At 72.9% G+C, this 23,540-nt stretch carries 20 protein-coding genes; 8 read left to right on the forward strand and 12 right to left on the reverse strand.

Going from position 1 to position 23,540, the window contains the following annotated elements; genetic code table 11:
* Positions 1-77: 77 nt before the first annotated feature.
* Positions 78-863 carry a hypothetical protein gene (locus ACFWVP_RS32585; protein ID WP_384501617.1) on the reverse strand — a complete coding sequence of 262 codons (786 nt, stop codon included), beginning with the start codon at positions 861-863 and terminating at the stop codon, positions 78-80.
* A 368-nt stretch (positions 864-1,231) separates the two neighbouring features.
* Here ACFWVP_RS32585 and ACFWVP_RS32590 point away from each other — a divergent pair, with 368 nt between their 5' ends.
* The 5 genes from ACFWVP_RS32590 to ACFWVP_RS32610 are packed head-to-tail and all read left to right on the forward strand — an operon-like array spanning position 1,232 to position 7,002.
* Positions 1,232-4,201, forward strand: coding sequence for a nitrate- and nitrite sensing domain-containing protein (locus ACFWVP_RS32590; protein ID WP_384501618.1), 2,970 nt, complete (start codon positions 1,232-1,234; stop codon positions 4,199-4,201).
* Complete coding sequence (locus ACFWVP_RS32595) at positions 4,198-4,680, forward strand: roadblock/LC7 domain-containing protein (protein WP_384501593.1); 483 nt, start codon at positions 4,198-4,200, stop codon at positions 4,678-4,680. Before ACFWVP_RS32590 ends, ACFWVP_RS32595 begins: the two co-directional genes overlap by 4 nt.
* Complete coding sequence (locus tag ACFWVP_RS32600) at positions 4,677-5,090, forward strand: DUF742 domain-containing protein (protein ID WP_384501594.1); 414 nt, start codon at positions 4,677-4,679, stop codon at positions 5,088-5,090. Before ACFWVP_RS32595 ends, ACFWVP_RS32600 begins: the two co-directional genes overlap by 4 nt.
* On the forward strand, positions 5,071-5,721 hold the full coding sequence (locus ACFWVP_RS32605; RefSeq protein ID WP_384501595.1) for an ATP/GTP-binding protein: 651 nt from the start codon (positions 5,071-5,073) through the stop codon (positions 5,719-5,721). The genes ACFWVP_RS32600 and ACFWVP_RS32605 overlap by 20 nt, the downstream gene beginning before the upstream one ends.
* A gap of 39 nt (positions 5,722-5,760) precedes the next feature.
* Positions 5,761-7,002: a styrene monooxygenase/indole monooxygenase family protein gene (locus tag ACFWVP_RS32610; RefSeq protein ID WP_384501596.1), complete on the forward strand. Its 1,242-nt coding sequence runs from the start codon at positions 5,761-5,763 to the stop codon at positions 7,000-7,002.
* Between the two features lie 66 nt (positions 7,003-7,068).
* Here ACFWVP_RS32610 and ACFWVP_RS32615 read toward each other — a convergent pair whose 3' ends face one another.
* From ACFWVP_RS32615 to ACFWVP_RS32635, 5 genes are all read right to left on the reverse strand, one after another.
* Positions 7,069-8,229, reverse strand: a complete 1,161-nt coding sequence (locus ACFWVP_RS32615) for an NlpC/P60 family protein (RefSeq protein WP_384501597.1) — start codon at positions 8,227-8,229, stop codon at positions 7,069-7,071.
* 162 nt (positions 8,230-8,391) lie between these two features.
* Entirely contained in the window at positions 8,392-11,055 is a 2,664-nt protein-coding gene (locus ACFWVP_RS32620; protein ID WP_384501598.1) for a PQQ-binding-like beta-propeller repeat protein, read from the reverse strand.
* A gap of 79 nt (positions 11,056-11,134) precedes the next feature.
* Positions 11,135-11,410, reverse strand: a complete 276-nt coding sequence (locus tag ACFWVP_RS32625; protein WP_384501599.1) for a hypothetical protein — start codon at positions 11,408-11,410, stop codon at positions 11,135-11,137.
* A 56-nt stretch (positions 11,411-11,466) separates the two neighbouring features.
* Entirely contained in the window at positions 11,467-12,213 is a 747-nt protein-coding gene (locus ACFWVP_RS32630; RefSeq protein WP_384501600.1) for a TetR/AcrR family transcriptional regulator, read from the reverse strand.
* A 210-nt stretch (positions 12,214-12,423) separates the two neighbouring features.
* Positions 12,424-13,359 (reverse strand): diiron oxygenase, encoded by a 936-nt coding sequence (locus ACFWVP_RS32635; protein WP_384501601.1) that lies wholly within the window; start codon positions 13,357-13,359, stop codon positions 12,424-12,426.
* Between the two features lie 177 nt (positions 13,360-13,536).
* Here ACFWVP_RS32635 and ACFWVP_RS32640 point away from each other — a divergent pair, with 177 nt between their 5' ends.
* On the forward strand, positions 13,537-14,646 hold the full coding sequence (locus tag ACFWVP_RS32640) for a ferritin-like domain-containing protein (RefSeq protein WP_384501602.1): 1,110 nt from the start codon (positions 13,537-13,539) through the stop codon (positions 14,644-14,646).
* Between the two features lie 35 nt (positions 14,647-14,681).
* Here ACFWVP_RS32640 and ACFWVP_RS32645 read toward each other — a convergent pair whose 3' ends face one another.
* On the reverse strand, positions 14,682-14,996 hold the full coding sequence (locus ACFWVP_RS32645) for an SCO0607 family lipoprotein (protein WP_384501603.1): 315 nt from the start codon (positions 14,994-14,996) through the stop codon (positions 14,682-14,684).
* Positions 14,997-15,119: 123 nt separating this feature from the next.
* Between ACFWVP_RS32645 and ACFWVP_RS32650 the strand changes: the two genes are divergently transcribed.
* Positions 15,120-16,010 (forward strand): ADP-ribosylglycohydrolase family protein, encoded by an 891-nt coding sequence (locus tag ACFWVP_RS32650; protein ID WP_384501604.1) that lies wholly within the window; start codon positions 15,120-15,122, stop codon positions 16,008-16,010.
* A 76-nt stretch (positions 16,011-16,086) separates the two neighbouring features.
* A complete protein-coding gene (locus ACFWVP_RS32655; protein ID WP_384501605.1) occupies positions 16,087-16,947 on the forward strand; it encodes a hypothetical protein in 861 nt (286 codons plus the stop codon).
* Here ACFWVP_RS32655 and ACFWVP_RS32660 read toward each other — a convergent pair.
* From ACFWVP_RS32660 to ACFWVP_RS32680, 5 genes are all read right to left on the reverse strand, one after another.
* Positions 16,862-18,004, reverse strand: coding sequence for an amidase family protein (locus ACFWVP_RS32660; protein WP_384501606.1), 1,143 nt, complete (start codon positions 18,002-18,004; stop codon positions 16,862-16,864). The two genes, ACFWVP_RS32655 and ACFWVP_RS32660, sit on opposite strands and share 86 nt — an antisense overlap.
* A 73-nt stretch (positions 18,005-18,077) precedes the next feature.
* Positions 18,078-19,547: a peptidoglycan D,D-transpeptidase FtsI family protein gene (locus ACFWVP_RS32665; RefSeq protein ID WP_384501607.1), complete on the reverse strand. Its 1,470-nt coding sequence runs from the start codon at positions 19,545-19,547 to the stop codon at positions 18,078-18,080.
* Between the two features lie 25 nt (positions 19,548-19,572).
* Entirely contained in the window at positions 19,573-20,952 is a 1,380-nt protein-coding gene (locus ACFWVP_RS32670) for an FtsW/RodA/SpoVE family cell cycle protein (protein ID WP_384501608.1), read from the reverse strand.
* A gap of 62 nt (positions 20,953-21,014) precedes the next feature.
* On the reverse strand, positions 21,015-21,329 hold the full coding sequence (locus ACFWVP_RS32675) for a zinc-ribbon domain-containing protein (protein ID WP_384501609.1): 315 nt from the start codon (positions 21,327-21,329) through the stop codon (positions 21,015-21,017).
* Positions 21,326-23,446 carry a HEAT repeat domain-containing protein gene (locus ACFWVP_RS32680; RefSeq protein WP_384501619.1) on the reverse strand — a complete coding sequence of 707 codons (2,121 nt, stop codon included), beginning with the start codon at positions 23,444-23,446 and terminating at the stop codon, positions 21,326-21,328. The genes ACFWVP_RS32675 and ACFWVP_RS32680 overlap by 4 nt, the downstream gene beginning before the upstream one ends.
* Between the last annotated feature and the right edge of the window lie 94 nt (positions 23,447-23,540).

Consider the following 23,540-nt stretch of genomic DNA (forward strand, 5'->3'; position numbering starts at 1 on the left):
CCCGCCCCCGAAACGGATGGGGCGGGGCGGGAGCCGGCGGGAGCCGGTGGGAGCCGGGCGGGCCCCGATGCCGGGAGTCAGAGCTCGACGAGGACCGCCGTCGCGTCGTCGTGTGTCTTTCCTCGGCGCGGATACCCGCGGTCCGCGTCGGCCCGCTCCAGCTCCCGCACCCGGTCGATCAGCCCCTGCGGCCCCACTTTGCGCAGCAGCCCCAGCGCGGCCGCCCAGTCGCCCTCCCGGAACCTCTCCGTCCAGCGGCTCGCCCCGTCGGTCAGCGCCGCGAGCGCGCGGACGTCGGCGCGTGAGGTGCTGCCCGTCACCGCGCGTGACGCCACCCCGGGGTCGGCCGCGGCCGTGAAGAAGCCGCCCTCCTTGTTCCGCGCCCGGGTGTCGGCGACGGCCTCGGAGGCGAGAAAGCCAGGTGGCAGCCTGTCGAGGCGGTCGTCGATCACCGGCAGGACCGCCCCGGCGAGGTCCTCGAGAAGCAGGACCGAGTCGGAGAGCACCAGGTGCTCGACCACCTGTTCGCCCCACCGCGCCAGGACGACGGTTGCCTGAGGTGTCCGTACGTGAGAAAGGTCACACGTTGAACGGTGGGTGTCGGCGGTGCGCCTGATGGACTCCGCGAGGATCTCCGTCAGTGTCAGATCCCGGCGCGAAGCGGACAGTTCGACCAGTGACCCGCCCAGCCGCGCGGTGAACCAGGGAACCGAGTGCACACAACCGTCGTCCTCCCTCGGAGGTGTCACCCCGTCGAGCAGGACGAGGACACCGCCCTGGCCGACCGCGGGAGCGGCGGTCGATGCCCAGTCCTCGTTGGGGCGTTGGGGGCTGCCCGGCCCGGTGGCGAGTTCGATGCGCATCCGGTCAGTCTGCACGATCACTTCACGGGGCCTCCACGAAACGGCCGTTGGCCCGTACCGGCAGGTCAGCGTGGGTGGCCTGGGTGGAGGCACGGGCTCCGCGCATATGCGGGCGGGCATCCTGCCAAAGCCTGGGCCGAAGTTCCACCCGGTGGTCCTGGCATGGTGAGGGGCGCCCGTGGGGAGACTTGTTCGCCAACTCAGGAGTGATGTTCACTCCTTCGAGTGGCGGAGCGGTTGATGCGCGCCCCCCTCTCCAAAGCGCTGGAATGGTCAGAAGCCGTACCAGGGGTAGTGGGGGCGCCTATTTCACATGACCGTGCGTCACCTCTGCTTCAAGGGTGGACGAGTCAAGATTGCGAGCACCGGTGCAGAAGAAGCGGCCTCGGAGCAAGGACAGCACGCGTGAAGAGTCCGGGGCCATGCCTCAGGCAGCGGGTGGCGGCAAGCGGACCGTACGGGTGCGCAGCCGGCTCGTCGCGGGTGTCGCCGTTGTCGGGATCACCGTCATCGCCGCAGGGGCCCCGGCGGCCCTCGGCGCCTCCTCCGACCTCAACGAGTCCCAGCGGCTGGTCACGCTCGCCGAGCTGAACCAGCAGGCGATCACCCTCGCGCACTCCCTCGCGGACGAGCGCGACACGGTCACCGCCCACATCGCCGCCGGCCGTGAGGACAAGGACGGAAAGGGCGAGGGCGATCCCGCCGCCCGGGTGGACCAGCAGGTCGACGAGATCCGGGAGGCCGCCCCCGCCGCGCTGCGACGCGATCTCTCCACCATCCCCTCGTTGCGCCGCACCGCCCTCACCGGCAAGGGCACGGCGATGGAGGCCCACCAGGCGTACTCCGAGGTCATCGCCAAGCTCCACGACCTCGCCGACGAGCTCGCCGAGAAGACCCCGCCGCGGGCCGCCGAGGCCACCCGCGCCCCGCTCGCCCTCGGCGGCGCCGTCGAGCAGGCGTCCGCCACCCGGGGCCTGCTCCTGGCCGCGCTCGCCGTGCCCGGCGCCGAGTCGGCCGACCCGCAGATCGACCCGTTCACCGGGCTGCCCGTCCAGGACGAGGGCGCCGGCGAGGACGACCGCCTCCGCGACGAGCTGAGCGCCGCCGCACAGCAGGCCCGGGTGCGGGAACTGGCCTCGCTCGCCGAGTTCGACCAGGCCGCCGCGCCCACCGCGCGCGACAAACTCGCCTCCACGGTCACCGGCCCCGAGGTCGACAGCGCGGAGAAGTACCTCACCCGGCTCACCGACCGCCCCGAGCTCTCCGACACGGACCGTGCCGTGAACCCGCAGAAGGCCGGCGCGGCGCTCTCCGCCCGTATCGACCGGATGCGGAGCGTCGAGTCCGCCCTGGGCACCGCCCAGGTCAAGCGGCTGGAGCAGCTGCGCGACGACGACGTCACCGCGCTCGAACTCCGGCTCGCGCTGCTCGGCGGCTGTCTGCTGATCGCCGTCGGTGTCTCCACCGCCGTCGCCCGCACGCTCACCCAGCCGCTGGCCGTCCTGCGGATCGGGGCCGGCCGGATCGCCGCCGAACCGGAGACCGCCGAGCCGGTCCGCTACACCGGGCGCAACGACGAGTTCGCCCAGGTCGTACGGTCCATCAACGCCCTGCACGGCAAGCTGCACACGCTGCGGCACGAGGTGACCGGCCGTGCCGAGAGCCTGCGGACCGAGCGGGCCGAACTGGTCGCGGACCACGAGACCCTCACGCTCCAGCGGGACGAACTGCGGACCCGGGTCGCCGAGCTGACCAAGCAGCTCGGACAGCTGCGGAACACGGTCAACCACACCTTCGTCAACCTCTCCCTGCGGACCCTCGGTCTCGTCGAGCGTCAGCTCGGGGTCATCGAGGGCATGGAGGAGCGCGAGCAGGACCCGGAGCGCCTCGCGACGCTCTTCAAGCTGGACCACATGGCCACCGTCATGCGGCGCCACAGCGAGAACATGCTGGTCCTCGCGGGCACCGAGCACGGTCAGGGCCACGCCGGCCCGATCCCGCTGGTCGACGTGCTGCGGGCCGCGGTCAGCGAGATCGAGCGGTACGAGCGGGTCACGATCCAGTCGCTGCCGCCGCACGCCCAGGTCGCGGGTTTCGCCGCCGACGACCTGAGCCACCTGGTCGCCGAACTCCTGGAGAACGCGACGGCCTTCTCGCCGCCCGACTCCCATGTCGAGCTCTCCGGCTGGCTGCTGGAGACCGGTGAGGTGATGCTCTCCGTGCAGGACGAGGGCATCGGCATGTCGGCGGTCCGGATGGGCGAGCTCAATGCCAGGCTGGCGGACCCGGCATCGTTCGAGGCGGGTGAACAGGCCGCGGACGGGGCAGGACTGGGACTGCAGGTGACCTCGCTGCTGGCCGCGCGCCACGGCGTCCGGGTGCAGTTGCGCGAGCTGAAGGGGAACGGGGTGGCCGCAGTCGTCGTGCTTCCCGTTGCCCTGCTGCCGAAGTCCCCGCCGTCGGCCTCCCCGCCGCCCGTGCGGCGGCCGGGTGACGCCCCCACGCTGAACCTGCCGGGCTCGGTGGCCGAGACCAACTCCAACGCACTGCCCGCGCGTTCGTCCGGTGCTGAGGTGGACCCGATGATCGCGGCGGCCGAGCGGACGATCAGCGAGTCGGGCACGGAACCGGCACCCGCCGGGGAGCCCGCACCCGTTGAGCCCGCCGAGCCCGCCGCCGAGGAACCGGCCGCCGAGGCGCCGACCACGCAGGACGCGCCCGCCGCCGTGGAACCGGCGCACGGGTCCGCAGCCGAAGGCGCGGCGCCCCCCGGGGCGGAAGCGTCCCCCGAGGCTGCGGCTGCCCCCGGGACGGCCGTTCCCGTCGAGGCCGAGGCCGAGACCACGATGCAGGTCCGGCTGCCCAGGCCGCCGGACGCGCCGGGCCCGTACGACATCGGCCCCGACAGCCACGAGCGGGCCACCGACACGAGCCCCGTCGCCCCCGCGCCCGCCCCGGCCCCCGCGCCCGGCGCCCTGCCCGGCCCCCGGCAGCCCGTCACCGGGCCGCTGACGGCCACACCCGCCACGGGTCTGGGCGAGGAGGTGCCCGACCCGGCACCCGTGCCCGAGCGCCTCACCGACAAGGGGCTGCCCAAGCGCACCCCCAAGATCGCCGCCCCCGTCGCGGCCCCGTCCGCCGAGCGCAAGGGCGGCCTGGACAAGGACGCGCTGCGCCGCAGGCTCGGCGGGTTCCACCAGGGCGCGAAGGACGGCCGGCGCGATGTCGAGGCCGAGATCGCCGAGGGCGCCCCACAGACCGACCACGCCGAGCTGACCGGCCGGACCGATGGCCGCATCGATGAGACGGGGGACACAGTCGAGGAGGCACGCAGTTGACCGCGCCGAGCACATTGGGACTGAGTACCGAGGCCCGGAATCTTCACTGGTTGCTGAGCAATCTGGTGGAGGAGGTGCCAGGGGTCCACTCCGTCACCGTCGTCTCGTCCGACGGGCTGATGCTGCTCTCCTCCGACCCCGGTCTCGCCGTCGCCATGGAGGGCGGACAGCGGCAGGACGGCCCCAGAGGCTCCAGCGCCGACCTCGCCACCATCGTCTCCGGGATCGGCTCCCTCACGATCGGTGCCGCGAAGCTGATGGAAGGCGGCGGCGTCAAGCAGACGATGGTCGCGATGGAGGAGGGCAGCGTCTTCGTCATGTCGATCAGCGACGGCTCACTCCTCGGTGTGCACGCCACCGCCGACTGCGACATGAGCGTCGTCGCCTACCACATGGCGCTCTTCGTCGGTCGCGCCGGACACGTACTCACCCCCGAACTCCGCAGTGAACTGCGCAAATCGATGGAGAGCGCCCAGTGACCCCTGCCGCTGACCCCGTACGCAAACTCCCCGTCCGGGGTTCGGACCGCAAGGCCGCGCGGGTCCGCCCGTACTCGCTCACCGGTGGCCGCACCCGCTTCGGCCACGTCCTGCTCGTCGAGACGTTCGTCGCCGCGCTGGACGCCCCCGAGGAGCGCCGCGAGCTCACCAACGGCAATCTCGCCTCCCGCGTCATGCCCGAGCTCCGCGCCATCGTCGAACTCTGCCGCCGTATGCGTACGGTCGCCGAGATCTCGGCCCTGCTGAAGATGCCGCTCGGTGTGGTCCGGGTGCTCCTCAGCGACTTGGCCGACCAGGGAAAGATCCGCGTGTACGGAACCGGTCACGGCACCGGCCAGCCCGACCGCGCACTGCTCGAAAGGGTGCTCGATGGACTCCGTCGTCTCTGAGGCGCCGCTCTTCGCCCCGCGTCAGCCGGGCCCGCAGGACCAGACCGACGGCCCGGTGCAGTCCTGGCAACTCGACCACACCCGTGCGCCGGTCGCGACCAAGATCGTGGTCGCCGGCGGCTTCGGCGTCGGCAAGACGACGTTCGTCAGCTCGGTCTCCGAGATAACCCCGCTGCAGACCGAAGCGCTGATGACGCAGGCCAGTGAGGAGACCGACGACCTCACCGCCACGCCCGACAAGGTCACCACGACCGTCGCGATGGACTTCGGCCGTCTCACGCTCGACGACGACCTCGTCCTGTACGTCTTCGGCACCCCCGGCCAGCAACGCTTCTGGTTCATGTGGGACGACCTGGTGCGCGGCGCGATCGGCGCGGTCGTCCTCGCCGACACCCGTCGCCTCGCCGACTGCTTCCCGGCGCTCGACTACTTCGAGAGCTGTGGGCTCCCGTACATCGTCGCCGTGAACCACTTCGAGGGAACGACCGGTTACGAGGAGCAGGACGTCAGGGAGGCCCTGACCGTGCCGCCGCACGTACCTGTCGTGATCATGGATGCGCGTCAGAGGATCACGGTCGTCGAGGCGTTGCTCGCCCTGGTGGGGCACGCGCTCGACGTCTCGCCCGCGTAGTCGTCACACGCACCCACGCTCACACAACGGAGAACCGCGATGCGGAAGATACTCATAGTCGGGGCCGGTCAGTCCGGTCTCCAGCTCGCCCTCGGGCTGCAGTCCCACGGGTACGAAGTCACCCTCATGTCCAACCGCACGGCGGACGAGGTCAGGTCCGGCCGGGTCATGTCGACGCAGTGCATGTTCCACACGGCCCTCCAGCACGAGCGTGACCTCCAGCTCAACTTCTGGGAGTCGCAGGCCCCGCGCATCGAGGGCCTCGGCGTCTCGGTCGCCGGACCGGACTCCTCGCGCGTCATCGACTGGGTGGGCAAGCTCGACGGCCACGCGCAGTCCGTCGACCAGCGCGTGAAGATGGCCGGCTGGATGGAGACCTTCGCGCAGCGCGGCGGCCAGCTCGTCATCCACGGTGCGGCCGTCTCCGACCTGGACTACTTCTCCCGCACCTACGACCTGGTCATGGTCTCGGCCGGCAAGGGCGAGCTCGTCTCCATGTTCGGCCGGGACGCCTCCCGTTCGCCGTACGACGCCCCGCAGCGCGCCCTGGCCGTCGCGTACGTCCACGGCATGGGCCCGCGCCCCGAGCACCCGGACTTCGACGCGGTCCGCTGCAATCTGGTCCCCGGTGTCGGCGAGCTCTTCGTGATGCCGACCCTGACGACGTCGGGCCGCGCCGACATCCTCTTCTGGGAGGGCGTGCCCGGCGGCCCGCTCGACGCCTTCCAGGGCATCAAGGATCCCTCGGAGCACCTGGCGAAGACGCTGGAGCTCATGGAGCGGTTCACCCCGTGGGAGTACGCGCGCTCCACCAAGGTCGAACTGACCGACGCCAACGCCACACTGGCGGGCCGCTACGCCCCGACGGTACGCCGCCCGGTCGGCCGGCTGCCCGGCGGCGGCCTGGTCCTGGGTGTCGGGGACGTGGTCGTCGCCAACGACCCGATCACCGGACAGGGCTCCAACACCGCGTCCAAGTGCGCCCACTCCTACCTGCACTCGATCCTGGAGCACGGCGACCGCGAGTTCGACGAGGAGTGGATGGAAGCCACCTTCGAGCGGCACTGGGAGAACACCCAGCACGTCGTGAAGTGGACGAACGCGATGCTGGGCCCGCCGCCGGAGCACGTCCTGAACCTCATCGGCGCGGCCGGCGGGCTCCAGCCCGCCGCCGACCGCTTCGCCAACGGGTTCAACGACCCGGCGGACTTCGACAACTTCTTCTTCGAGCCCGAGAAGACGAACGCGTACCTCGCCGAGATCTCGGGCGCGCGGGGCTGACCCCCGCACCCACGGCACCCGGGCCGTCACTCCCGTCCTGACGGCGTGACGGCCCGGTGCGGGGTCCTACGACTCCGGGGCGTCGTACCCCGAGTCCGATCCGGACGACGCGCCCTCCGGCAGCTCCGGAGGCGTGTACGAGGTCAGCGGTTCGGCGTCCGGGTCAGGACGGACCGCGCCCAGCAGCGGGTTGGACGCCAGGGGGGAGACCTTCACCGAGGCTCCGGGCCTGGGTGCCTGTACCACCAGGCCGTCGCCGATGTAGAGCGCCACATGGGTCGCTTTCGGGAAGTAGACCACCAGGTCACCGGGGCGCAGCGACGCGACCGGTACCTTCGGCAGCTGCCGCCACTGTTCCTGCGAGGTGCGCGCAACGGTGCGGCCCGCCGCGGACCAGGCCCGCGAGGTGAGTCCGGAGCAGTCGTACGCGTCCGGGCCCTCCGCCCCCCAGACGTACGGCTTGCCGATCTGCCCGATGGCGTACCGGACCGCGTCGCTGCCCTGCGCCGACGGCGGCCGGGCCGAGCTCAGTGCCCCCGAGGCGACCAGCTCGTCCTGGGCCGCTTCGGTGTTGCGCTCCTCCAGCGCCGAGAGCGCGGCGAGCTGGGCCGGGGTGAGTGAGGCGAGCAGCGCCTCGACGTCGTCGAGCCGCGACCGTACGGTGTCGCGGTGTCTCCTCTGCTGGGCGACCAGCTTCCGCTGGCGATCCAGCACCGCACGGGACCTCGCGGCCAGGGTGTCCGCGTGCTTCTCCGCGTCGGTGAGCCGGTCCACCGTCGCGAGCCTGCCCGCCTGGGCGCGCTCGATCACATGGCTCTGTTCCAGCGCGTGCTGGGGGTCGGGGGACAGCAGCAGCCGCAGGTACACGGAGAAGCCGGTGTGGCCCTGGTACTGGTCACGGGCCAGCCGCCCGGCCTCCCGGCGGCTGCTGTCCAGGGCCGCGCGGGCCCTGGTGAGCTCGGTGCCGAGCTCCCCGGACCGGGCGCTCTGCCTCTTCAGCTCCTCCGCGGCTCCGGTGTGGAGCTCGCCGGCCTCCTCGGCCTCCCGGTAGAGCGTCTGCAGCCGCGTCAGCAGTGCGGCGACGCCCTGCGGGGCACGGGTGGCCTCCTGCGGGGCACCGGCGGCGGGCGCGGGGTCCGGGCCGGCCGGTTCCGCGGTGGCGGGGGAGACGGCGACGACCGCGGCCAGCGCCGCGGTGCCCAGGGTACGCGCGACTCTGCCTGACACGACATCACCTCCGGTGACAGGGGCGGTGCCGATAAATCGGACTACCCCACAAATGCTCGGATCTCGTCCATCCGGTCACTCGGTGTCAGGCGAAGCAAGGACCGTCCGGTGTGGCGCCCCGGGCACCCTCCGAACGGCGGACGGCCGCACGGCCGCCGCGCGTCACTCCACGGGGAAGGCGTAGAAGGCCCGGTCCCGCTGCACGACCGCCGTCCGCCCGGCGGCCAGCACCCGGTACGGCACGCCGACCGTGGCGCCCGCGGGGTCCTGCACGCCGATGTCCTGGAACTTCCACAGCCGCCGCCCGTCGGCCGCCGCGAACGCGGTCACCTGGGTGGGGTCCGCGGCGAGCAGGGTCTTCCCCCCGCCGCTGAGGGCGAGGGCGGGAGCGTTGCCGCCGAGCGGTACCTCCGTGGACCGCCGCCAGAGCACCTTGCCGGTGGCCCGCTCGACCGTGCCGACCTCCTGGTTGCGGTTCGTCGTGTGGAGCAGCTCTCCGGCCCGAACCGGAGTGCCGAACACGGACGCGGCGGTGCCGTTCAGCGTCCACACCGGCTTCCCGGTGGCCGTGTCGAAGGCCTGCAGATCGTCGCCCACCGCGCCGTACAGCCGGCCCGCCTCGTCGCCGAGCGCGGCCCCGGCCGGCGTGAGCGCGCCGAACTGCCGGTTCCACAGCAGCTTGCCGGTGGCGCTGTCGAAGCAGCGGAAGAAGGCCTTGCCCTTCCCGGCCGTGACATCGGCGGGGGTGAGCGTCGTGGCGTCCTGGCGCACGAGGATGTCGGCCTTCCGGACGGCCGTGAGGCGGTAGGCGGGGGTGCCGGGGGCCCGGCCCGGGGGGACGGCCACGCGCCACAGCTCCTTGCGCGCCACGATGTCGTACGCGAAGAAGTACGCCTTCGCGACCTGCGTGTCCTTGCCCGGCCTCTTGCCCTTCCTCGGCTTCGGCGCCTTCACGGTGACGGTGTGCGAGCCGGTGAACCAGACGACGGACCCGGACCGGCCGGTGAGCGTGGCCACCCGCATGCCCGGTACGCCGGTGAACTGGTCCACGAACCGGACCCGGTGCTCGACCGTCCCCTTCCTGGGAGACAGCCAGAGGAATTCGGTCGGGCTCGCCAGGAAGCAGAGACCGTCACCCGCGGGCAGCACCGCCTGGGCCCCGGCGGCGTCCGCGCACTGCCAGACCTTCCGCCCGGTCCGCAGATCGACGCCGGTGGCCCCGGCCGCGGTGGTCAGCACCAGCAGCTCGTCCTGCCAGATGCCGGAGGTGAGCGGGGCGGGCTCGGCGGCCGGATGCGTGTACGTCCACCGGGGCTCCGGTGCCCGGCCGGGGACGGTCGCGCGGGGTTCCGGCGTGGACTTGTCGTCGGAGGCGGCGGCGGAGTCGTCGGACCCGAGGGCGAACACGACGCCCCCGCCGACGACCAGCCCGGCCGCACCCGCGGCCACGGCGGTGAGCAGGGCCCGTCGGCCGGGGTCGGCGGGGGCCCGGGTGGCGGGCGCGGGGGGCCCGGCCGGCGAGGGAGCCGGCGCGGGCAGGGCGAGCGCGGCGGGAGCGGCCGGGTACGCGTAGGAGGGGTAGGGCTGGGCGGGCGCGAGTGCCATGGGCACCCCGGGCGCGGGGGACCGCGGGGGGAGGGCGCCGGTCGGTTCGCGGGGGACGGCGAGCTGGGTCGTCGCCCGGTCGGTGTCCGGGGCGCGCGGGCCGGTGCGCAGGAATCGGGTGGTGCCGCTGTCCGCGCCGGGGCCTTCCTGGGCCCCAGGTGCAGGTTCCGGCTCCGACGCCGTGGCGCGGGAAGCCGTGGCCGCCCGGGCCGGTTCGTCGGCGGCCGGGGTGGCTTCCTCCGGGACGGCGTCCGACGGCCGCAGGTCCGGACGGGCGTCCTCAGGCTCCGCGTCGGCCGGTGGTCCGGGGGCCGGTAGCTCGTCCGCCGGGACCTCCAGCGCCCGTGCCCGTACCGCCTGGTCCATGACCGCCGCCGACAGCGCGTCCGGGAGCCAGCCGCCCTTGGCGAGACCCGCGGCCCCCTCCAGCGCCAGCTCCGCCGCGACCGACCCCGCGCTCGGCCGGACGGCCGGATCCTTCGCCAGGCAGCCCGCGATCAGCGCACGCAACTCATCGGGTACGGAGTCCAGTTCGGCCGAGGCGTGCGCGATCCGCTCGGCCGCCTCGTCCGCCGGCCCGTCCGCGAGCGGGGTCGTCCCGGTCGCCGCGTACGCCAGCAGCAGTCCCAGGACGAAGAGATCGGACGCGGGACCCACGTCCTCGCCCTCGACCTGTTCGGGCGTCAGGTAACCCAGCCGCACGGACAGCTGCCCGCCCGGTCTGGCCTCCGCCGAGGCGGCGGCACCCAGCGGTCCGAACGCCGTCAGTCGGGGCCCGTCCTCGGCCAGCAGCACCGTCCCCGGCGCCAGCCCCTGGAGAACGGCCCCGGTGGCGTGCACCCGGGAAAGGGTCTCGGCGAGGCCCGCGCCCAGTATCCGCACGGCACGCTCGGGGAGAGGACCGGTGAGGGCGATCGCCTCGGCCAGCGTCAGGGCGGGCACATAAGCCGCCGCGGTCCACACCTCGTCGTCGTCCGGCGTGGTGAGCGGCGGCTGCACCCAGCCTCCCGACAGCCGCTCGGCGCTCAGGACCTCCGCCCGGAACCGCCGGCGGAACGCGGGCACGGCGGCGAGGGCGGGCCGCGCGGCCGTCACCACGGCCAGGTCGCCACCGTCCTCGTCCCTGGCCAGGTACTGCACCGCGCTCGCGGTCTCACGAAAGCGTGCCAGCACGGTGTACGGGCCGAAGTGGCGTGGATCGTCCTGACGCAGCGCCTCCATGGCGCACCCCCCTTGTGACCGTCCCTCGGCACCTGACCGCCGATCCTAGAGGGTGCGGTGCTTCGGGGCCGTACGCCGCTCAGGCGCCGCCGCGCGGCTTCGTCCAGGGCCACTTGAGCGTGCGGCGCTCACGGCCGGTGGGGACGTACTCGTACACCCAGCCGCGCTGCAGCCCCAGCCTCTTCGTGTAGCCGGCCGGGGCGCGCCGGTAGGCGTGCACCGTGGCGGGGCCGCCGTCGGCGTCCGGCACCGGGACCTCGTACCACTTGGGCGGATGCCCGGTCGGGCCGAGGAGCACGGGCAGGACCCGGCCGTCGAGGGGGCCGCCGGAGAAGGGGGTGTTCTCGCTTTTCACCACGTCAGTCTGACCCAGGCGGACGGCGGACCGCCGTGCGGCTCCGCGCACCCGGCCTACGGGTTCAGCAGCTGTGCCACCGGGACCACCAGCGCCGCCAGCCGGCCGACGGGGCCGTCGGCGGTCTCCAGGTCCACCAGCTCCGCCATCACGGACGCCGTCTCCTCGTCCGAGGCGGCGGTCGCCGCGAGCAGGGCGATCAGATGGTCGACCAGCCAGCCGCGCAGGTCGGGCACCGGAGGCTGCTTCTCCTCGTCCAGCCAGATCAGCGAAGCCGCCTCGACCGCGGCGATCCAGGTGCGCACCATCATCCGCAGCCGTGGCCCCGCGGGCGCCTGGCCCGGCCCGGAGCCCCTGCCCAGGTGCAGCAGGATCTGCTCGGCCGCCGCCCGGCGCACCCCGTCCACGATCGTGGACGTACGCGAGGTCTCGGCGACACTGCCACCACGCAGCAGCGCGCTGAATCCGGCGTCGTGCTCGTCGACGAAGCCCAGATAGCGGTCCAGGACCCGGCTCACCCGCTCGGTGGGCGGGCCGGCCATCGGCTCGGCGAAGCAGAGCGTCAGCTCCTCGGCGGCCGAGCCGAGGGCGGCCTCGTACAACTGCTGCCGGCCGCCCGGGAAGTACCGGTAGACCAGCGGCCTGGAGACGCCGGCCACGACCGCCACCTCGTCGATCGACACGTCGTCCGGCGCCCGGTGGGCGAAGAGGGTGAGCGCCGCGCCGAGGAGTTGCGCGCGGCGCTCCTCGACGCCGAGCCGTCGGTAGGCGCGGGCGGGAGGTGCTGCGGGGACGGAGGTCATACTCCGAAGCCTAAGACCGGCCGGGGCGCGAGGTGGGGTGTCCCGGGGTCCGCCGCGCATCCCCAGGGGTCCGCCGCGCACCCCCTGGGGGGCCGGGGGCTCCGTCATACCCCGCTCCTCCGCCCCGCGTCCGACCCCGTCCCGCGCCCGTTCCGCACCCGGTCCCCCTGTCCGACGGACCGATTCCCGTCACCTGTACGGGGGGCCGGCTCAGGCCAGCAGGCCCGAACGCCGCCACAGCCTGCGCCCGACACCGTTCAGCACCCCGATGTCGTCGAAGAAGTCCGTCAGCCGCTTGGAGCCCGACTGCATGACCTCGGTCCGGTGGCCGCTCGCCTTCACCTGGGCCACGGCCTCCCGGCGGTCCAGGCCGACGTTCTCGTACACCTGCGGGTTGACGAAGCAGACGGAGAAGACGCGTGCCGCCTCCCCGCAGCTCAGCCTGGTCAGTTCGCGTTCCCAGGCGGGCGCGGTCACCATCTGGCGGCGCAGCTCCTCGCGGGCGTAGCGGACGTGCCGGGCCTCCTCGACGACGTGGATGCGGGTCACGCCGCGGACGAGGCCCTGGACGCGCTCGTCGGGGAAGGTGAGCCGCTGCATCCAGTCCAGGATCTCCTCGCCGAGCAGGGTCGCGGCGAAGGAACCCGGGGTGGTGGAGACCGTCTTCAGAACCCTCGCCAGATTGTGGTAGACCCGCGGGACCGGGTAGGTGGGCGCACCGCCCCAGAGGATCATGCGGCCGAACATCATCGAGTGCCGGCACTCGTCCGCTATCTCCGTGAGGGCGTAGCGGACGTGGTTGCTGGTCACGGGCTTGTCGTAGATGTGCCTGACCAGCAACTGCATCAGGATGATCTCGAACCAGATGCCGAGCGAGGCCAGCGACGCGGCCTCGTGCCGGGCCAGGTCCATCCGCTGCTCCTCGGACATCTTCCGCCACAGCGGGGTGTCGTAGAGGGAGACGAGCTCGGGCGGCCAGAACCACTTGCCCTCCTCGACGGCCGAATCCCAGTCGAGCTCGGTGTCGGGGTCGAAGGAGTGCTTGGCCGAGGATTCGAGCAGGCGCGCGGCGATCTGCTCGCGGTCCCTGAGCGGGCCGAGCGCGTCACGCAGCACCTGGACATCCTCTTCGGACACTGTCGTCATGGCTGAAGGCACCTCGCACATGGGTTACCGGCGGTCATGCTTTATGAGACTGCCTGTCAGCAAGGCCGTCAATCCCCTGTGCGCGACTTGTTGACTGCGCGTCTACCAACGTGTGAACCTGCCAACTGGAGTCAGCACCACGGAACTTACGATCCTCGCCAGGCGAAGGAGCTGTCCGTGTCGACACACGACCTCTACATCACCGCCCCCCAAGCCCCGACGTGGCAGGTTCCCGCCACCGGTGCGGCCCGGTTCAGCTGGGACTACGACGACGGCCGCGAACGCCTCCTCGCCCTCTACCAGAAGGGCAAGGACAAGCAGTGGGACGGCGACAAGCGCATCGACTGGAGCCTGGAGGTCGACCCCACCGACCCGCTGGGGACGCCGGACGAGGCCCTCACGCTCTACGGCACCCGGCACTGGGCGAAGATGACCGAGCGGGACCGGGGCGAGCTGCGCAAGCACTACACCTCCTGGCAGTTCAGCCAGTTCCTGCACGGCGAACAGGGCGCGATGGTCTGCGCGGCCCGCATCGTGGAGTCCGTCCCCGACCTGGACGCGAAGTTCTACTCCGCGACGCAGACCATGGACGAGGCCCGGCACGCGGAGGTCTACGGGCGCTTCCTGCACGAGAAGATCGGGATGCTGTACCCGATCAACGACAACCTCCAGGGCCTGCTCGGCGACACCCTGCGCGACTCCCGCTGGGACATGCCCTACCTCGGCATGCAGGTCCTCGTCGAGGGTCTGGCGCTCGCCGCGTTCGGCATGATCCGCGACACGACGACCAAGCCGCTGCCGAAGCAGATCCTCACGTACGTCATGCAGGACGAGGCCCGGCACGTGGCCTTCGGCCGGATGGCGCTGCGCGACTACTACAAGCAGCTCGGTGAAGCGGAACTGCGCGAACGCGAGGAGTTCGTGATCGAGGGCTGCTACCTGATGCGCGACCGGCTCAGCGGCGTCGAGGTGCTGGAGAACTTCGGCATCGGCAAGCAGGAGGCGAAGGAGCTCTCCGAGCACTCGGAGTTCCTGCAGCTGTTCCGCAAGCTGCTGTTCAGCCGCATCGTGCCGTGCGTCAAGGACATCGGCCTGTGGGGCGAGCGCCTGCAGAAGGCGTACGTCGACATGGGCGTCCTCGAACTCGGCGACTCCAGCCTGGACCTGCTGATGGCCCAGGACGAGGAGCTGGCCGAACAGCTGGACCGGGACCGGTTCGCGGAGGAGGAGCAGGCACGGGTGGCGGAGGTCGCGGACGCGATCGCGGAGGGCGGCGCGGACGGCTGACCCGTGGCCGCCCGCCGCACGGCAGTCGGCTCCGGCTAGTTCTCGTCCGGGAGTCCGACGGTTTCGCCGTTCGCGTCGAGGGTCCGGGTCATCCAGTAGGTGTCCCACTTGTCGCCCACGTGCTCGGGAACCTTGCCCTCCGGGTAGCGGGCGTACCCCTTGGGCGGCTCCTCGCCGTCGGGCACGCACGCCCTTCCGCCGCTGCCCACGAACAGGACCGGGTATTCGCCGCCTCCGCACATGGCCTCCTGCATGGAGCAGGCGCCGGTGAGCAGGGCGAGGGTGGCGGTGGCCAGGGCGAGCCCGAGCGTGGTGCGGGACGGGGTGCGGAGTCGGTTCGCCGTGCGCATGGTCGGGCTCCCTCTGGTGTGTGGCTGACGGGGTCCAGCCTGCCGTGACGGGGGGCGCGGTTCGTGAGCACGCGTACTCATATCGGGTGTACGTACCGGGCGCCGGGGATGAGGATGGAGGGCATGAACCCTCCTTCCGGCAAAGGTGATTCGGCTGCGGCCCGCCGCAGTCTCGAAGCGCTCGCCCTCGGTGACGCGTTCGGCGAGCGGTGGTTCCCGCTCTTCCGTCCGCCCCGGCAGGCGTACAACGAGGTCCGGGCACGCCGGACCCCGCACGAGCCCGTCTGGCACTGGACCGACGACACGGCGCTCGCCCGTGCCCTGGAGCGGGTCCTCGACGAGTGCGGGGAGGTCGACCAGGACCGGCTGGCCCTGTACTTCGCCCTGGCCTTCGACGCGGACCGGGCCCGCGGGTTCGGGCACGGCATGCACATGCTGCTGCCGGAGCTGCTGACGGCACCCGCCGACTGGCGCACCCTGGCCCCCGGACTGTTCGAGGGCGGCAGCCTGGGCAACGGGGCCGCGATGCGCGTCGCGCCCCTCGGAGCCCGCTTCCACGAGGACGTCGACCGTGCCGCCGAGCAGGCGGTGCTGTCGGCGGAGGTCACCCACGCCCATCCGGAGGGGATCGCGGGCGCGGTGGCGGTCGCGGTCGCCGCGGCCCTGTCCGTGCGCGGCGAGTTCACGCTGGCCGCGGTCGCCGAGCGCACCCCCGGAGGACTCGTGCGGGAAGGGCTTCTGCGGGCCGTGGAGGTGCCGTTCGCCACGGAGCCGTGGAAGGCGGCCGACCTCCTGGGCAACGGGCAGCGCATCCGGGCCGACGACACGGTGCCCTTCGCGCTGTGGACCGCCGCCCGGCACCCCGGTGACCTGGAGTCGGCGCTCTGGACGACGGCCGAGGGCTTCGGCGACGTGGACACGACCTGCGCGATCACGGGGGGAGTGGTCGGAGCGGTCACCGGGGTGGACGGGGTGCCGGCCGAGTGGCGTCAGCGGCGGGAGCCGCTGGGCTGACGGGGCGTACCTTCGACCTCGTACCGATCGCCGACGCGTCGAATGCGCGTTCACTCCGGTGACGTAACGTGAGCGCATGACCATGCCGCCGCAGCCGCCCCAAGGCCCGTACGGGCCCCCTCAGCCCCAGCAGAACCCGTACGGGCAGCAGCCTCCCGGCAGCCCCTACCCGCAGCAACCGCCCGCGTACGGCCACCCGCAGCAGACGCCGGCCTACGGTTACCCGGCGCAACCGCCCCAGGGGCCGCCCGGCGCGTGGGGGCAGCCGGGGGCGCAGGCCGGTTGGCCGCAGCAGCCGCAGCCGCCGCGGAGGAAGCGCACCGGGCTCGTCGTCGGCATCGTCGCCGGGTCGCTCGTCGGCGTCCTGGCCATCGGCTTCGGCGCCTACAAACTGATCGACGAGGGCGCGGACGCCGTGTTCCCCGAGGCCACCCACAAGCTCGTCGTGGAGAAGGCCGTGCTGGACGGGGAGTTCACCCTCAACAAGGACGAGTCGGACACCGAGGGCAAGAAGATCGAGGACACCCCCGACCCGAGCATCCGGGACGGCAAGGCCGTCGTCGCCCAGTACGGCTCGGAGGAGAACGGCATGCTCGTGATCTCCGGCATGTACGGGCGGCTCTCCAGCCCGGAGCTCATGCGGAGCAAGATGATGGAGGGGGCGGCCGAGGCGGAGGGCTCGACGGTCCCCGTGCCCCCGAAGGAGTTCAAGCCCGCGGGGTACGACATCACGGTGGAGTGCCAGGTCGTGCAGTCCAAGGAGATCGGCCTGACCACCAACTCGCCGATGTGCGCGTGGAGCGACGGGAACACCGCCGGCATGGTCGCCGTGCTCCGGCCTGACGACCTCGTCAAGGACGCCAGGTCGCTCGACCTGGCGAAGACCGCCGAGGAGACCGCCAAGGTCCGCTCGGAGATCCGCAAGCCGATCGGCTGAGGCGCGGCGGTGGCAGGACGCGCTCCACCGCCGCCGCCGTGCCCAGCAGCTCCGCTTCCGTCCCCCGGTCGGTGACCAGCTGCAGGCCGGCCGGGCAGCCGTCCGGGGTGAATCCGGCCGGCACGCTCGCCGCGGGGTGGCCACTGAGGTTGAACGCCCAGGTGAGGGCCGTCGAGTAGACGTCCCCCGGGCCCTCGTGACCGTGCGGCGTGTTGGGCGTGACCGGGCTGAGGAGCAGGGGCGTCCGGGCGAAGAAGGCGTCGAGGGTCCGGTCGTTGGCGGCGCGGAGCGCCCGGGTGGCGTGGGTCGGTGACCCCCCGCGCACCGCGAGCCACGCCTGCGCCGGGTCGAGCAGCGTGACGGGGTCGCCGACGAGACGGATCACCCCGGCGGCGGCCAGCCGGTCCACGGCGGCCCGTGTCACCTCCGCCACGTCCGGGTCGACTGACGCGAAGCCCAGGTCCGGGCTGTAGGCCGCCGGGACCGGTAGCCGGGCCGGCCGGGGCGCGTACCCGTCCAGCACATGGCACAGATACGTCTGTGCCCGCGCCGCCGAACTCGCGAGCACGCCCGGGGAGGCGAGGCCCGTGCGGTCCGGGGAGGGCAGCAGGCCCGTCGTCGTCCTCAGGCCGAACACGCCGCACCAGGCCGCCGGGATCCGCACCGATCCCGCCCCGTCGCTGCCCGTCGCCAGCTCCACCATGCCCGCCGCGACCGCCACCGCGGAGCCGGCCGACGAGCCACCCGGAGTGCGGTCGGCCCGCCAGGGGTTGACCGTACGGCCGTGCGCGCCCTGACCCCAGGTCTGCCAGTGGGTGCCGGGCCCGGGGACGGACGTGGCGCCGACCGGCACTGCACCGGCGGCGACCAGGCGGCGGGCCGCGTACGAGCCCAGGCCCGTGCGGCCCTTCACCGCGAACGGCAGCCCGGCGAGCGGGAGGTCCAGGGCGGCCCGTTCCCGGGCGGACGCCTCCTCGTGCCAGACCTCCGTGAACGCGTGCAGCGCCGGGTCCAGTTCGTCGATCCGGGCCAGGGCCGCCGTCACCGCTGAGGTCATGCGACCAGTCTGGGCCTTCCGGTGCCTCCGTCACCACGGAGTCGCGGAGCCGCGGAGTCGCGGAGCCGCGGAGTCACGGTCGGTTCCGGCTCTCCAGCGCCGCCTCCATCACGGCCCGCGCGATCGGCGCCGCGCTGCCCCCGCCGCTGATGTCGGCCCGGTTCGCCGAGGCGTCCTCCACGACCACGGCCACCGCGACCGCCGGCCGCCCCGAGTCCGGATCCTGCGCCCAGGAGATGAACCAGGCGTAGGGCGTACCGGAGTTGTCGACGCCGTGCTGCGCGGTGCCCGTCTTGCCGCCGACCGTGACACCGTCGATCGCCGCGTTCGTGCCCGTGCCGTTCTCCACGACGTCCACCATCATCCGCTGCAGCTGCGTGGCCGTCGCCGGGTTCATCGCCCGGTGGTACGACTCGGTTCCCTGCTGCCGGACCGTGTGCCCGTCGTGCGTGGTCACCCGTTCCACCAGGTGGGGGCGGTTGAGCTCGCCGCCGTTCGCCACCGCCGAGGCCACCATCGCCATCTGGAGCGGGGTCGCCGTCGTGTCGAACTGTCCGATCGAGGACAGGGCCAGCTGGTCGTCGCTCATGTCCGGGTCGAAGTTGCTGCGCGCCACCCCGGAGGGGATCTTCAGGTCGTCGTCGTTGAAGCCGAACCTGCCCACCGCCTCCAGCATCCCGTCCAGCCCCACCTCCACCCCCAGGTGCGCCATCACCGTGTTGCAGGAGACCCGGATCGCCTCCGCCAACGACGCCTTCCCGCAGCCGCGCGCCTCGTCGGGGAGCGTCGTCGTGGTGCCCGGCAGGACGTACGGGGAGGGGGTGTCCGTCGCCGCGTCCGGATCGGTCACCACCCGGGCGTCCAGGGCCGCCGCGGCTGTCACGATCTTGAAGGCGGAACCGGGCGGATAGGTCTGCCGGACGGCCCGGTTGAGCATCGGCCTGCCGGCCGACCGGTTGAGCCGTGCCCAGGCGTCGGTGACCGAGGAGCCGGTGCCGGAGAGGAGGCCGGGGTCGTACGAGGGGGAGGAGACCAGCGCCAGGATCCTCCCGGTGGCCGGGTCGAGTGCCGCGACCGCACCGCGCCGGCCGGCCAGGCCCTCGTACGCGGCCCGCTGCGTCGGGTCCTCGACGGTCGTGACGACATCTCCGCCGGGCTGCCGGCCGCGGGTGAGGTCGCCCCACAGGGGGAGCGGGGCCAGGACCGGGGCGGTGCCGGACAGGATGTCGTCCTCGGCGTTCTCCAGCAGCGTGGTGCCGTACGTCTGCGAGGCGTAGCCCGTCACGGGGGCGTACAGCGGGCCGTGGCGGTAGGTGCGCTCGTAGGCGAGCTGCTCGCCGGTGTCCTTCGAACCGGTCACGGCCTCCCCGCCGACCAGGATGTTCCCGCGCGGACGGTCGTAACGGTCGATCGTGGTGCGGCGGTTGGCGGGGTTGTCGTTCAGCTCGTCGGCCTCGAAGAGCTGGACGCGGGCGGCGTTCGCCAGCAGCGCCACGAGGAGGAGCAGGCAGAAGGCGGCGGCCCGCCGGATGTAGCGGATCACGAGGCGCCTCCCGGGCGGTGGGGCTTCACCGTTCGTCCTCGACGGCCGGGGCCGGGGCGCCGGTCTCCGCCTGCTCCGGCGCCGGGGTGCGGGCCACGTCGCTGACCCGGATCAGCAGCGCCACGATGATCCAGTTGGTGACGACGGACGAGCCGCCCTGGGCCAGGAACGGCATCGCCATGCCCGTCAGCGGGATCAGCCCCATCACCCCGCCCGCGATCACGAAGACCTGGAGGGCCAGGATCGACGCCAGGCCGATCGCCAGCAGCCGCCCGAAGGGGTCCCGCAGGGCCAGGCCCGCCCGGTAGCCGCGGGCCACCAGAAGGGCGTAGAGCAGGAAGACCGCGGTGAGTCCGGCGAGGCCGAGCTCCTCGCCCGCGGTCGCCAGGATGAAGTCGGACTTGGCGGCGAAGCCGATGAGGATGGAGTGGCCGAGTCCCAGTCCGGTGCCGAGCATGCCGCCCGCCGCGAAGGCGAAGAGTGACTGGGCGAGCTGGCTGGGCCCCTGGCCGGCGTGGATCGTGGCGTACGGGTCCAGCCAGTCCTCCACCCGGCTGTGCACATGGGGCTCGAACGACCCGACGACGAAGGCACCCGCGGCGGCGAGGAGCAGCCCGACCGCGATCCAGCCGGTCCGGCCGGTGGCCACGTAGAGCAGGATGACGAAGAGGCCGAAGAAGAGCAGCGAGGTACCGAGGTCCCGTTCGAGGACGAGCACGCCGACACTGACCAGCCAGATCGCGACGATCGGGCCCAGCACCCGGCCGGTGGGGAACTGGAGCTTCCAGATCCTGCGGCCGGTGTACGCGAGCGCGTTGCGGTTCGCCGCCAGGTACGCGGCGAAGAAGACGGCGAGCAGGATCTTGGCGAACTCGCCCGGCTGGAAGGAGAGTCCGCCGAACCGGATCCAGATCTTGGCCCCGTTCACGGCGGGGAAGAAGATCGGCACGATCATCAGGACCAGCGCCGTCGCGACCGAGAGGTACGCGTAGCGCTGGAGCACCCGGTGGTCGCGCAGCAGCACGACGACGGCGATGAAGAACGCGACCCCGAGCGTGGACCAGATCAGCTGCGTCGCCGCCGCCTGGTCCCTCGGCGTCTCCAGGTCGAGCCGGTAGATCAGTACCAGACCCAGACCGTTGAGGAGGACGGCGATGGGCAGCAGCAGCGGATCGGCGTAGGGGGCGCGGAAACGGACCGCGAGATGGGCGAGCAGGGCCAGGAGACCGAGACCGGCGCCGTAACCGGCGACATCGGGAGGGACGGCGTCGTTCCTCGCGAGGCCGACGGCGGCGTAGCCGTAGACGGAGATGAGCACGGCCCCGATCAGGAGCGAGAGCTCGACCCCGCGCCGCTTGGGCAGGCGTAGCTCGGGCGGGCGTGCCTCCGCCGACGTTGCGGTCATGCCCCGCAACGTAGCAAGAGGCAGGTGTTATTTCCCTTATGTCAGCTTCGTGGCATGCACCCTCAGCCCTGGTGCGGGTTCTGGCCGCCGGGCGCGTAGCCGGGCTGCTGTGCGGTGCCGTACGGATTGCCGTCCTGCCCCGCGTGGGCCTGCGCGAGCAGCTGGTCGGCCTGCTCCTTGGGTATCTGCCGTTCGCCGCCGCAGAACGTGCACTGCGTCGCGTACTTCGTGGAGAACGGGAACAGGGGGACGAAGAACAGCGTGAACTTCGTGACCCGCTTGCGCAGCGTGTGCGCGGCCGGGTTGCCGCACCAGCCGCAGACCATCGTGAGGACGGCCAGCTGCTGGAGGTAGCCCCGCGTACCGAAAATGATCATGATGTGGTTCCTTCACCCGTCGTGTCGGGAAGTGCCCGCCGGCAGAGAGCCAGCAGTTTCTCGTCCTCATAAGTGTCGTGACTGCCGTAGCCGCCGTCCATCGCGTTGTGGCGACGCACGGAGAGGAGCTCGGCACGCAGCACCTGCGCGGCCTCCGCCCCCGCACCGGCCGTACCCATCCGCACCAGGCATTCCGCGACGCGGACCCTGACGTGGCGGTTCTTCTCCCAGGCCGAGAGGAGCACCGGAACCGTCCCGCCGGTCTGCCCGGTGACCTCCCACAGCGCGATCGCCGCGTCCACCCGGAGCCACAGCTCGTCGTGCCCCAGCAGGGCGCGCAGCCGGGGCGCGGCCACCGCCGCCCGCTCCCCGAGCCCGCCCAGCGCGCTCGCCGCCGCCCGGCAGTCGTGCACCTGATCCGTCAGCAGGCCCTCGATCAGCACCGGCAGCACCGCGTCGGCGTCCCCGTCTATGGCCCACAGGGCCTCGGCCGCCTCCGTCGCCGTGGCCGTGCCCGGACGCCGGATCAGCGTCCGCAGCTCGGGCACGGCGCACCGGGCCGCGGGCCCGAACGACCCCAGCGCGCGCAGCGCCGCCGACCGCAGCCACTCGCCCCGGTACTCGGGTGCCCCCCGCAGCACCCGCAGCACCTCCGGCGCGGCCTCGCCCGCGCGCAGCGCCGTCAGCCCGGCGAGCAGCGGACTCGCCCGGTCGTACGCGCCCTCGTCCAGACCGACCTCGCCGAGCCTGCGCCGCAGCGTCCCGGCGAGCGGGACGGCCGTGCCGCCGAGATACCCGATCGCGAAACCCACGTCGTGCGGCACCTCGGGCCGCTCCAGCGCCGCAGCCAGCGCGGGCAGCACCCGGACGTCGCCCAGCCTGGCCAGCGCCTTCACCGAGGAACCCAGCCCCGGCGGACCGCTGGCCCACTCCCGCACCCAGCCGCCGGGATCGGCGGCCACCCGGTCGGCCAGGGCGTCCGCGGCCGGTGCGGCCAGGCCGAACAGCTCCTCCAGCACGTGCGAGGCGGCCTCCGCCAGCCGCTGTTCCGGATCCGTGAGCTGGGCACCGACCAGCCGCACCAGCCCGTCGTACGAGCCGCGCCAGGCCCGTATCAGCCCGCCGCTCATCCGTACGGCGTCGACGCGCTGCCAGGGGTCGGGGCTGAGCAGCTGGTCCGTGAGCAGTGCCGTACGGTCCTCCACGCGGTCGTCCAGGCCGACGTGCAGTGTCCGCAGCAGATCGGCGGCCCAGGGCGTGCTGCGCCCCACGGACTCCTCGGCGGACAGCGCCCGCAGCTGCCCCACCAGGGTCGGCGCGGCGGTCCGCTCCGCCACCGGCGCCTCGGGGCCCGGCGCCTCCACGGGCTGCGGATCCGGCCGGGCGGGACCGGAGCGCAGCTCCCTCAGGAGCCCCGCCACCACCTGGACGACATCGCCGGGCAGGGCGTCCGGGGCGCACCGCGCGAGCTGGGCGAGGGCCGCGAGGCGCAGCCCCGGCGCGTACGCCTCCGCGGCGAGCCGGCTCAGCCAGTCCGCCGCCTGCCCGGCCAGCGGGCGGTGGCGCAGCGCGACCCGTCCAGCGGCCTCGACGAGTGCCAGCCGCACCTCGTCGTCCGCCTCCACCGGCAGGCGCTCCCGCAGCAGGGCCAGCACCCTGACCGGATGGCTGTGCAGCGTGGCGAGTGCCAGCGGCGCCGCCAGCCGTACGCCCGGGTCCTCGTCGGCGATCAGCTCGAAGAACACCCCGGCGCCCGCGGTGACGGCGGCCGCCGCCATCGCGTAGTTCGCGGCACCCTCGATCTCGTCCTCGTCCAGCTCGTCCTCGTCGTCCTCGTCCAGGTCGATCCCGCCGATGCTGGTCAGCAGCTCCACGACGGAGCCGCGGTCCTGGATGCCCGGGTCCACGACCAGCTCGAAGAGGAACGGGATGCAGGCGAGCGTGCACGCGTACACGTCGCCCTGGTGGTGCACCGCGCCGTACATCCCGTCGAGCGCGCTCTCGCGCTCCGCCGCGTCGGCGGAGGCGAGTCCGTGCAGGAGTCCCGGCACATCGTCGGCCGGCCCGTAGGCATGCTCCATCGAGGCCCAGTCGACCTCGTCGATCCCCGCGAACACGCCCATCCCCTCCCCGTGTCGTCTTCTGCTCCGAACCCGGTCGATACCGTGCTCATGAAGCAGCGTCTGCGCAGAGTGTGCACCACGGTCAGGA

The sequence above is a fragment of the Streptomyces sp. NPDC058637 genome (assembly GCF_042717325.1).
Lineage (GTDB): Bacteria > Actinomycetota > Actinomycetes > Streptomycetales > Streptomycetaceae > Streptomyces.